This window comes from Sandarakinorhabdus limnophila DSM 17366 (genome assembly GCF_945882885.1).
Classification (GTDB): domain Bacteria; phylum Pseudomonadota; class Alphaproteobacteria; order Sphingomonadales; family Sphingomonadaceae; genus Sandarakinorhabdus; species Sandarakinorhabdus limnophila_A.
Window position 1 is genome coordinate 1 of sequence record NZ_CAMCWT010000071.1, and the last position, 9924, is coordinate 9924.

Genomic DNA, 9924 nt, shown 5'->3' on the forward strand with positions numbered 1-9924 from the left:
GGCCGAAAAGGGCATCACGCTGCCCACCGAAACCATCGACATCATGGCCGGCGTCAACCGCAGCGGCGATTATATCAAGAAGGTGCCGGCTGGCAGCACGCCGGCGCTGGAGCTGGACGATGGCCGCATCATCAGCGAAATCACCGTTATCGCCGAATATCTGGAAGAGATTCACCCCACGCCTGCCATCATCGGCACCACCGCCGAAGAACGCGCCGAAACCCGCAAATGGGTGCGCATCATCGATCTGGGCTATTGCGAAACGATGGCCAACGGCTTTCGCGCTACGCAGGGCCGGCCGATGTTCGAACCGCGCTTCCCGATCATGTCGGTAAGCGGCGGCGATGAGCTGAAGGCGCTGGCGGCGAAGAAGCTGCTCTGGCTCGATGGGCTGATGAAGGGCGAGTTCGTCTGCGGCGATCGCTTCACCCTGGCCGATATCCTGCTGTTCTGCTTTATCGAGTTCGGCGCCCAAGTGGGCCAGCCGCTGCCCGACGGCCTCACCTGGCTGCCAGCGTGGCACAAGCGCGTGGCCGCCCGGCCCTCTGCCGCTGCCTGAGGAACGCCGCCCGGCGCGTCAGATTTCGATCAGCGTGTCGGGCAGTTCGTTCACATCGCCGGCCTGCACCGGCAGATGCGCCGCCAGCACCGCGCCGGCGCGTCCGATCGCCGTCACCAGGCCATCGGCGGCACGGCCGGCCTTGATGCCCGCAACCAGCGCCGCGATGGTTTCGGCCCATTCGTCGGCCGCCACCCGGGTAAACACAGCCTCATCGGCGATCACCTCGGCCACATGTTCGGCCTCGTCCAGATAGAGCAGCACGCCGGTTCGGCCTTGCGTGGCCGCCAGCCCGCGCGCCCGGAACTGCATCATGGCGGCATGGTGCACCCGATCCCGCCGCAACCCGCGCGGGGTGAGCGCCCGGTCCAGCCGAAGGCCGGCCACCAGCGCCAGCGTGACGACAAACACCAGCGCCTGCACGGCGGCAAAGCCTTCGATGCCATGCGTTTCCCGCGTGGCGGCGTCGATCGTGTCCCAATCGGGGAACAGCAACGAGGGCGTCCACCCGGCCAGCACCGCCACGAACGGCAGGGTGAAGGCCGCCAGCACCGCTGTTGCCAGCATGGTCGCGGCATAACGGTGCGGGCGGGTGTTGATGATCACCACAATCTCGCCGGCCGTGCTGGCTTCGGCCTGCGCGATGGCCGCAGCGATGCAGGCGCGATCGGTGTCGTTGAACAGCATCACCAATCCCCCGAAGCGCCGCCGCCACCAAAGCTGCCGCCGCCGCCCGAAAAGCCGCCAAAGCCGCCGGCGCCACCTGAGCCGCCACCGCCACTCCAGTTGCCGCCGATACCGGGGCCCCACAGGATCACGGGGCCACTGCGCCGCCCGCGCGATCCGCGGCGCGAGGCGATGATGATCCAGACGATGATGACGATCAGCCAGACCAGCGCGCCCCAGCCGGGGCTGTCGCCTGCGTCGGCGCTCGCCGCCTTGGCCTGGGCCGCAAAGGCAGCCTGTTCCTCCGGCGGCAGTTGCAGCAGCGCGATCAGATCATCGGCACCGGCTGCCAAGCCGCCGGCAATGTCGCCAGCCTTGAAGCGCGGAACAATCGCCTGCCGGATGATGCGGCTGGACACCGCATCGGTCAGCACGCCTTCCAGGCCATAGCCAACCTCGATGCGCAATTTGCGTTGGGCCGGCGCAATCAGCAGGATGGCGCCGTTGTTGGTGCCCTTCTGGCCGATCCCCCAGGCCCGGCCCAGCTGATAGCCATATTCGTCGATCTCATAACCCTGCAGATCGGGCACGGTCGCCACCACCAGCTGGGTGCCGGTCGTGTCTTCCAGCGCCTTCAGCTTGGCCTCCAGCGCTGCCGCCGTGTCGGCAGGCAACACGCCGGCCGCATCGGTGACGCGGCCGGTGAGTTTCGGGAAGGTCGGCTCAGCCGCGGCTGGCAGCGCCGTGAACAAGGCCCACAGCATCGCCAGCAGCAGGGTGATGGCCGGCAGGTAACTCCGGCGCAGCGCCGTCATTGCTCGTGCTCCCCGAACCGGGGTTTCAGAACGTCACCTCGGGCGCCTTGTCGGCATTCACCGTCGTGGCCTTGAACGGCGCAATCGGCTGCGCGCCATAAACCACCTTGGCCGTGATCAGCGACGGGAAGGTGCGGATTTCGGTGTTATAATCCTGCACGGCCATATTGTAATCGCGGCGCGCCACGGTGATGCGGTTCTCGGTGCCTTCCAGCTGGCTTTGCAGCTGCAGGAACAGCTCGTTGGATTTCAGATCGGGGTATTTCTCCACCGTCACCAGCAGCCGGCCGAGCGACTGGCCAAGCGCGCCCTGCGCCTGTTCGAACGCCGCAAGCTGCTTGGGATCCGACAGCTTGGTCGGGTCCACTGTCACCTGGCTGGCGCTGGCGCGGGCCTTGGTCACGGCTTCCAGCACGTCCTTTTCCTGGACGGCATAGCCTTTCACGGTGCTCACCAGATTGGGGATCAGATCGGCCCGGCGCTGATACTGGTTTTCCACATCGGCCCACTTGGCCTTCACCGCCTCTTCCTTGGCAGGGATGGTGTTGACGCCGCAGCCCGACAGCAGCAGCGCGGTGCCGGCCAGTGCGGCCAGCGCGGCGGGACGACGAAGGGCCTTGGTCATGGAAAAAGTCTCCCGTGGCGGCGGCTTGCGCGGGCCGCAATTTATGGCAGAGTGAACGAAATCTTTGCGCATTGGTCACCACTAGATAATGCGTATTGCCGCGATTCAACAGGGGGGTGAAGAAATCATGCTGCAAGAATTCAAGGCATTCATCGCCCGCGGCAATGTGCTTGATCTGGCCGTTGCCGTGATCATCGGTGCCGCGTTCGGTTCGGTTGTCACCAGCTTCACCGAAGACATGGTGATGCCGATCATTGGTCTGGTATCGGGCGGAGCGGATTTCACCAGCCTGTTCGTCGTGCTGGGTGACATTCCAGCCGATTATACCGGCAGCCCCACCGATTACGAGGCGCTGAAAAAGGCCGGTGTGCCTCTGTTCGGCTATGGCAAGTTCGTCACCGCCTTCATCAACTTCGTCATCATCGCCTTTGTGATCTTCCTGATGGTGAAGGCGGCCAACAAGGCGATGGCCAAGCCGGCCGAAGCCCCGGCCGAACCGCCCGGCCCGACGCCGTCCGAAGCGCTGCTCGCCGAAATCCGCGATGAACTGCGGAAGGGCCGCGGTTGATCTCTGATCTGGCGGGCCTGATCGATCTGGTGCCGTTGCCCGCCATTCCGGCGGTGCTGCTGGCGCTGTTCTTCATCGCCGCCGAACTGGGCTTCCGTTATCACCGCCGCTTTGGTGGTGAGGGCGGGGCCGAGGATGAAAGCCAGGTTCTCTCCACCGCCTTGCTGGTGCTGGCGCTGCTGCTGGGCTTCACCTTCTCCATGGCGCTCAGCCGTTATGACGAGCGCCGCCAGCTGGTGGTGCAGGAAGCCAACGACATCGGCACGGCCTGGCTGCGCGCCGGGCTGGTGGCGGCGCCGCATGGGCCGGCATTGCAGAACGCGCTGGCCGATTATGCAAGGATTCGGGTGACCAGCCCGCTGCCGCACGAAACCGAAAAGCTCGCCCGAGCCGCCGCCCTGCGCAACCGTGTGTGGGCGATCACCGCCACGGCGCAGGCAACGCTGGACGGCCCGCGCGCCACCAATCTGGTCAGCGCCGTCAACGCCGTGCTTGACACGGGTACGCAGCGCGAGAAGGCCGTGGCGGCGCGTGTGCCCGGCGAGGTAATGCTGCTGCTGGTGATCTTTGCCTGCGTCGCCTGCTTCCTGCTCGGCTACATGCTCGACGCTCATGGTCACCAGCACCGCTTTGCGTCGGGCATTCTTTTCCTGTTGATGGGACTCACCATCATGCTGATCCTCGATCTCGACCGGCCGGCCGATGGCGCCATCCTGGTCGATCAATCGGCGATGGAAGCGCTGGTCGCCAGCCTTGCACCGGCCGGCGGCTAGCGGCAGGATGGCACCATGCGTGCTGCCCTGCTTCTCCCCCTCGCCCTCCTCGCACTGGCCGGCTGCCGCGATCAGCGCCAGCAACTGGGCCAAGCGCTGTCGGGAAAGCCGCCGGTGATCGCCGGCAGCCCGGAAGGCGAATGGCAGATTGAAGATCTGAACGGCGGCGGCCCGGTGGCGCAAAGCCGCCTGATGTTCGATCCCGGCGATCAGGGCACCAGCCGGCTTTCAGGCACGGCCGGCTGCAACCGCTTCAGCGGCAACTGGAAACAGGATGGCGCCACGTTGAAGCTGGGGCCGATGGCCTCCACCCGCATGGCCTGCCCGCCGCCCGCGATGGAAATCGAACAACGGGTGCTGGCGCTGCTGGAAGCGGCAAACAGCGTGACCTATACGGCGGATGGTGCGGCGATCCTGGCCACCCCCGATGGCCGCAAACTCACCTTGCGCAAAGCAGCCCAGCCCTGAAATCAGGCCCTGATCAAGCCGCGACGCGGTCTACCGACAGGTCAGCGAGCGTGGTGTTGTCGAGAATATCCGCGGTCTGTTCGCGCACCACCAGCATCACCTTGCGGATCACGCAGGTGGTTTCCTCGAAACAATCGTCGCAGCGCTGATAGGCCGAAACCGAAACGCACGGCACCAAGGCCAGCGCGCCTTCGATCAGGCGGATGATCTCGCCGAAACTGATCTGGCTGGCCGGGCGGGCCAGGCGGTATCCACCCATCTTGCCGCGATAGCTGTTCACCACGCCGCCATTCTTCAGATCGAGCAATATGGCTTCGAGGAACTTGCGCGGCAGCTGCTGATCGGCGGCGATTACCGAAATCGGCACAGGCGCAACCCCGCCCGAACGGGCGATGAAGATGAGCGCGCGAAGCGCATAGCGGGAGCGCTGGTTGAGCATGATGAACCCCTTATCCTATGCACCAGCAAGGAATTGCTGCCAAGCCAAATGGCCGTGCCAGGCCGGCAACATGGCTGGGAATGAATTGCCGATTAATAGTAAAATTTACTGATTTTTTGGTTTATTCGACAGGGCTGTCATGGATATGCAATACGCAGATCCCCATAACCCGTTGTTATTACTATAGGCGATTTTTTCAGGGCAGTTGGCACGGGCTTTGCGAAGTTGTTGGCATCGGCAGCCGGATGGTCCGGCCGCTGAAGCAGACAAGAGGTCCCCCATGTTCACTTCAGCCCAGAACTTCTCTCGCAACCTGGTCGGCGCTGCCGGCACCCTGTTCTTCGCCGGCCTGTGCATCGTCGGCGCCACCGCCACCCCGGCCAACGCCCAGATCGCCTATGGCAAGAACGAAGCCGGCCACAAGGTCGCCTATGTCGCCTATGCCGATCTCGACCTGGGTTCGCCGGCTGGCCGCAGCCGCCTCGAAAACCGCCTGCGCGCCACCGCCAAGCAGGTGTGCCATGGTTCCGATGCCAGCCGCATGGCGGTCGCCGAGGAATATGCCTGCTATCAGGAAACCCTGAAGGCCACCCGCAGCGCCACCATGGCGGCCATCGCTGCCGACAAGGTGACCGGCTGATCGCCTGACAACACGGCGGGCGCTTTCTTCGAACTTCGTTCGAGGATTGGGGCAGGGGCCGTCCTTGCCCGCCGATACGGCCGGTGGCGCACCCTTCACCCCCCATCAAGGTGCGCCCCGCCCACAGAGCCCCCCAGTCTTCGTTCTCCCCAAGAGCTCCGATGCGCCTCTCTTGCCCCTCTCGGGGTGCATTGTGACGGTGCCGCCCGGCGTCTCCCATCCCTCGACGCCGGGCGGCACTTTATTTTTGGGCGCGGCACGTCATGATGCGCCATGCGCCTCCTCTTCCTCAGCCTCGCCCTGATAACCGCCCACCCCGCTGCGGCCATCCGCGCCCGCCACTTCGGCATCGCGCCCGGCCCAATGCCCACCGGACCGCTCAACGCCATCACCGATGTGCCCGGCGTGGCTGTCGGCCAGTTCACGCTTGATCGCGGCGACACCATCCGCACCGGCGTCACCGCCATCCTGCCCCATGCCGGCAACATCTTTGCCGAGAAGGTGCCTGCCGGCATCTTTGTTGCCAATGGGTTCGGCAAGTTGATGGGCTTGAGCCAGGTGCGCGAACTGGGCGAGATCGAAACGCCGATCATGCTCACCAACACGCTGAACGTGCCGGAAGCTGCTGCCGCCATCATCGAACACACGCTCAGCCAGCCAGGGAACGAGGGTGTGCGCTCGGTCAACGCCGTGGTCGGCGAAACCAACGATGGCGGGCTCAACGATATCCGCGCCCGCGCCCTCAGCATCACAGATGCCCGCCGCGCCATCGCCGAAGCCAGGCCCGGCCCCGTGCAGGAAGGCGCGGTCGGTGCCGGACGCGGCACGATTGCCTTTGGCTACAAAGGCGGCATAGGCACTTCGTCACGGCGCACGCCCGAAGGCTTCACCGTGGGCGTGCTGGTGCAGAGCAATTATGGCGGCCGGCTGATCCTCGCGGGCGTCCCCATCCCACCACCGCCGGGCAAGACAGCAGCGCGCGTCTCGGCTGACGGCTCGATCATGATCGTGGTCGCCACCGACGCGCCGCTGTCCGACCGCAACCTCACCCGGCTGGCGGCGCGCGCCATGGCCGGCCTCGCCCGCACCGGATCGGCCTTCTCCAACGGCAGCGGCGATTATGCCATCGCCTTTTCCACCGCCGATAGCGTCCGCCGCACCGCCGCCCGCCGGGCCGCGAGCACCGCTTATCCGGAACTGGGCAACGAGGCGACCACGCCGCTGTTCATCGCGGCCGCCGACGCAACCGAAGAAGCCATTGCCAACAGCCTGCTCGCCGCTGAAACCGTCACCAGCCGCGAACCGGGGACGGACGAAACCCGCCGGGCAGTAGCGCTGGACCGGGCGTTGATCAGGCGGCTGCTGGCGGCGGCGGGCCAGCCTGCCCAATAGCCTGCTGCGCGATGACCACAGCGTGGAGAGCTGCGCAGTCGATCACCGGAAACGGTGCCGTGACAGCATCGAACACCAAGGCCAGATCGGTCCCGCCAAGCAGGATGGCCTCAGCGCCCTTCGCCATCAGCTCCTCGGCCGCGTTCTCGAAAATCTGCCGCTGCCCGGCGTTGACCGTGCCGGCAGTGGCCATGGCCGCATAGGCAGCATGTACCGCGTCAAGATCGGTCGGGGTGAAAACCCGCGCGGTGGTGATGCCACCATAAAAGCCTGACGCCATGACGGTTTTTGTGCCCAGAATGCCCAGCTTCTGCACGCCGCGTGCGGCAACGTCGCGCGCCACCGCATCGATCATGTCGATCACCGGCAGCGGCGAGGCGGCGGCAAATTCAGCCCGGCAGAAATGCCCGGCAATTGATGTGACCGCAACGAATTCGGCGCCGGCTCGGGCAAGGCGTTCAGTCAGGCGCACGAAGATCGCTGCCTGTTGGGCGCGGCGATCGGCGGCCAGATTGGCAAGCAGGGTCGGCGCGTCGCCATGCGCTGTGGTCAAATCCAGCCCCACCCCGGCGTGGGAAAAATGGTCGATCAATTGGCGTGTGTAATAATCCTGCGCGGCCGGCCCGATGCCGCCGATCAAGCCGATATGCATATCACACGTCCAGATTCGCCACGTTCAGCGCGTTTTCCTGGATGAAGTTGCGGCGTTCTTCCACCACGTCGCCCATCAGCTTGGCGAAGATGTCGTCTGCATCCGCCGCTTCATCCACGTCGACGCGGAGCAGGGTGCGGGCGGCCGGATCGAGCGTGGTTTCCCACAATTGGTCGGCGTTCATTTCGCCCAGGCCCTTGTAGCGGGCGATGGCCAGGCCCTTGCGGCCGGCATCGAGCACCGCCGCAAGCAGATCGGCCGGGCTGGTGATGCGGAAATTGCCCAGTTGCGATGGCGCGGCATAGGCCGCGGCTTCCTGCGCAGCCAACGCGGCAAGGCGCGGGGCTTCGGGAGAAGAGAGGAAGGCGCCATCGATGACATGGTGATCGGTCACCCCGCGCCATTCGCGCGCGGCGTGATAACCACCATCATCGGTGACTGTCACCGTCCAGCGGCCGCCATCGGTATCGGCGGCACTCAGCCAGGCTGCGGTCGTCGCCGCCGCGCCCGCATCGGGCCGGGCCAATGCGCCATTCAGGGCCAGCGCGTCGATCACAGCCGCCGGGTAGCGGCGCGGCACATAGGCCATCAGCGCCCGCATGCGGCGGGCATGTTCCACCAGCGCCGCCAGATCGGCGCCGCTGCGCGGGCCGGCCGCCGTTGTGAGCACCAGATTGCCGGCGCCAGCTTCGACAAGATAATCCTCCAGCGCCGCATTGTCCTTCAGATAGACTTCCGAACGGCCGCGCGTGACCTTGTAGAGCGGCGGCTGGGCGATAAACAGGTGCCCGCCGTCGATCAGCGTCGGCATGTGGCGGAAGAAGAAGGTGAGCAGCAGCGTGCGGATGTGGGCGCCGTCCACATCGGCGTCGGTCATGATGATGACCTTGTGATAGCGCAGTTTTTCGAGGTTGAATTCCGGCCCGATACTGGTGCCCAGCGCCTGGATCAGCGTACCGATTTCACGGCTAGCCAGCATGCGGTCGAGCCGGGCGCGCTCTACGTTCAGGATCTTGCCGCGCAGGGGCAGGATGGCCTGGTTCTGGCGGTTGCGGCCATTCTTGGCGCTGCCGCCGGCGGAATCGCCTTCGACCAGGAACAATTCCGATTTCACCGGATCACGCTCCTGGCAATCGGCCAGCTTGCCGGGCAGGCCCGACACTTCGAGCACGCCCTTGCGCCGGGTCAGGTCACGCGCCTTCTTCGCGGCTTCGCGCGCGGCGGCGGCATCAATGATCTTGGCCACGATGGTCTTGGCGTGAGCGGGGTTTTCCTGCAGCCACACGTCCAGCCGATCGGCCATCAGGCTTTCCAGCGGCTGGCGCACTTCCGATGAAACCAGCTTGTCCTTGGTCTGGCTCGAGAATTTGGGATCGGGCAGCTTCACCGAAACAATGGCCGTCAAGCCTTCGCGCATGTCGTCGCCGGTAAGGTTGACCTTCTCCTTCTTCAGGAGGCCAGAGGCTTCCGCATACTGGTTCAGCGTGCGGGTCAGCGCGGCGCGGAAGGCGGCGAGGTGGGTGCCGCCATCGCGCTGCGGGATGTTGTTGGTGAAGCACAACACCTGTTCGTAGTAGCTGTCGTTCCATTCCAGCGCGACATCGATGCCGATATCATTGGCCTGGCCGGTGATGGCGATCGGATTGGGAATCAGCGGCGTCTTGGATTTGTCGAGGAACTTCACGAAGGCCGCGATGCCGCCTTCGTAATAGAGCTCCACCTGCTTTACATCGGCATGGCGGGCATCGTTGAGGAACAGGCGCACGCCGCTGTTAAGAAAGGACAGCTCGCGGAAGCGATGTTCCAGCTTGGCGAAATCGAAATCGATGAACTTGAAGGTGCCGATGCTGGGGAAGAAGGTAACGCGGGTGCCGCGCTTGCCATTCGATGGCCCGCGCACCGCCAGCGGCGCCTGGGCGTCGCCATGGTGGAAGCGCATCCAATGTTCTTCGCCGTCGCGCCAGATCGTCAGCTCCAGCCATTCAGACAGCGCGTTGACCACCGATACGCCCACCCCGTGCAGACCGCCCGAAACCTTGTAGGCATTGTCGTCGCTGTTGTTGAATTTGCCGCCGGCGTGCAGCTGGGTCATGATCACTTCGGCCGCCGACACGCCTTCTTCGGCGTGGATGCCGGTGGGGATGCCGCGGCCATTGTCGGTGACGCTCACTGAACCATCGGCGTTCATCGTGATATCGATGCGGTCGCAATAGCCAGCCAGCGCCTCGTCGATGGCGTTGTCCGAAACTTCGAACACCATGTGGTGCAGGCCCGAACCATCGTCCGTATCACCAATATACATGCCGGGGCGCTTGCGCACGGCATCC

12 protein-coding genes are annotated in these 9924 nt (G+C 65.1%); 6 read left to right on the plus strand and 6 right to left on the minus strand.

Going from position 1 to position 9924, the window contains the following annotated elements:
• A partial coding sequence (locus Q7O19_RS12035; RefSeq protein ID WP_303810753.1) for a glutathione S-transferase family protein occupies nucleotides 1-559 on the plus strand: 559 nt, incomplete at its 5' end.
• An 18-nt stretch (nucleotides 560-577) separates the two neighbouring features.
• Here Q7O19_RS12035 and Q7O19_RS12040 read toward each other — a convergent pair.
• Genes Q7O19_RS12040 through Q7O19_RS12050 form a run of 3 tightly spaced genes read right to left on the minus strand, consistent with a single transcriptional unit; the run spans nucleotide 578 to nucleotide 2665 of the window.
• Entirely contained in the window at nucleotides 578-1246 is a 669-nt protein-coding gene (locus Q7O19_RS12040) for a TPM domain-containing protein (protein ID WP_303810754.1), read from the minus strand.
• Nucleotides 1246-2040, minus strand: a complete 795-nt coding sequence (locus tag Q7O19_RS12045) for a YgcG family protein (RefSeq protein ID WP_303810755.1) — start codon at nucleotides 2038-2040, stop codon at nucleotides 1246-1248. Before Q7O19_RS12045 ends, Q7O19_RS12040 begins: the two co-directional genes overlap by 1 nt.
• Nucleotides 2041-2065: 25 nt before the next feature.
• On the minus strand, nucleotides 2066-2665 hold the full coding sequence (locus Q7O19_RS12050; protein ID WP_303810756.1) for a LemA family protein: 600 nt from the start codon (nucleotides 2663-2665) through the stop codon (nucleotides 2066-2068).
• 127 nt (nucleotides 2666-2792) lie between these two features.
• Here Q7O19_RS12050 and mscL point away from each other — a divergent pair, with 127 nt between their 5' ends.
• The 3 genes from mscL to Q7O19_RS12065 are packed head-to-tail and all read left to right on the plus strand — an operon-like array spanning nucleotide 2793 to nucleotide 4474.
• Entirely contained in the window at nucleotides 2793-3233 is a 441-nt protein-coding gene (gene mscL, locus Q7O19_RS12055) for a large conductance mechanosensitive channel protein MscL (protein ID WP_303810757.1), read from the plus strand.
• On the plus strand, nucleotides 3230-4006 hold the full coding sequence (locus tag Q7O19_RS12060; RefSeq protein ID WP_303810758.1) for a hypothetical protein: 777 nt from the start codon (nucleotides 3230-3232) through the stop codon (nucleotides 4004-4006). The genes mscL and Q7O19_RS12060 overlap by 4 nt, the downstream gene beginning before the upstream one ends.
• A 15-nt stretch (nucleotides 4007-4021) precedes the next feature.
• On the plus strand, nucleotides 4022-4474 hold the full coding sequence (locus tag Q7O19_RS12065; protein ID WP_303810759.1) for an META domain-containing protein: 453 nt from the start codon (nucleotides 4022-4024) through the stop codon (nucleotides 4472-4474).
• Between the two features lie 13 nt (nucleotides 4475-4487).
• Here the strand turns inward: Q7O19_RS12065 and Q7O19_RS12070 are convergent, their stop codons facing one another.
• Nucleotides 4488-4913 (minus strand): Rrf2 family transcriptional regulator, encoded by a 426-nt coding sequence (locus Q7O19_RS12070; RefSeq protein ID WP_303810760.1) that lies wholly within the window; start codon nucleotides 4911-4913, stop codon nucleotides 4488-4490.
• 280 nt (nucleotides 4914-5193) lie between these two features.
• On the opposite strand from Q7O19_RS12070, the gene Q7O19_RS12075 reads away from it, so the two are divergent.
• Nucleotides 5194-5553: a UrcA family protein gene (locus Q7O19_RS12075; RefSeq protein WP_303810761.1), complete on the plus strand. Its 360-nt coding sequence runs from the start codon at nucleotides 5194-5196 to the stop codon at nucleotides 5551-5553.
• A gap of 273 nt (nucleotides 5554-5826) precedes the next feature.
• The gene (locus Q7O19_RS12080) at nucleotides 5827-6945 is read left to right on the plus strand and encodes a P1 family peptidase (protein WP_303810762.1); all 1119 of its coding nucleotides are present in this window, start codon (nucleotides 5827-5829) and stop codon (nucleotides 6943-6945) included.
• Here Q7O19_RS12080 and Q7O19_RS12085 read toward each other — a convergent pair.
• Together Q7O19_RS12085 and gyrB are read right to left on the minus strand one after the other, a co-directional pair.
• On the minus strand, nucleotides 6905-7597 hold the full coding sequence (locus Q7O19_RS12085; RefSeq protein ID WP_303810763.1) for an aspartate/glutamate racemase family protein: 693 nt from the start codon (nucleotides 7595-7597) through the stop codon (nucleotides 6905-6907). The two genes, Q7O19_RS12080 and Q7O19_RS12085, sit on opposite strands and share 41 nt — an antisense overlap.
• Nucleotide 7598: 1 nt before the next feature.
• On the minus strand, nucleotides 7599-9924 hold a 2326-nt coding region (gene gyrB / locus Q7O19_RS12090; RefSeq protein WP_303810764.1), incomplete at its 5' end, for a DNA topoisomerase (ATP-hydrolyzing) subunit B.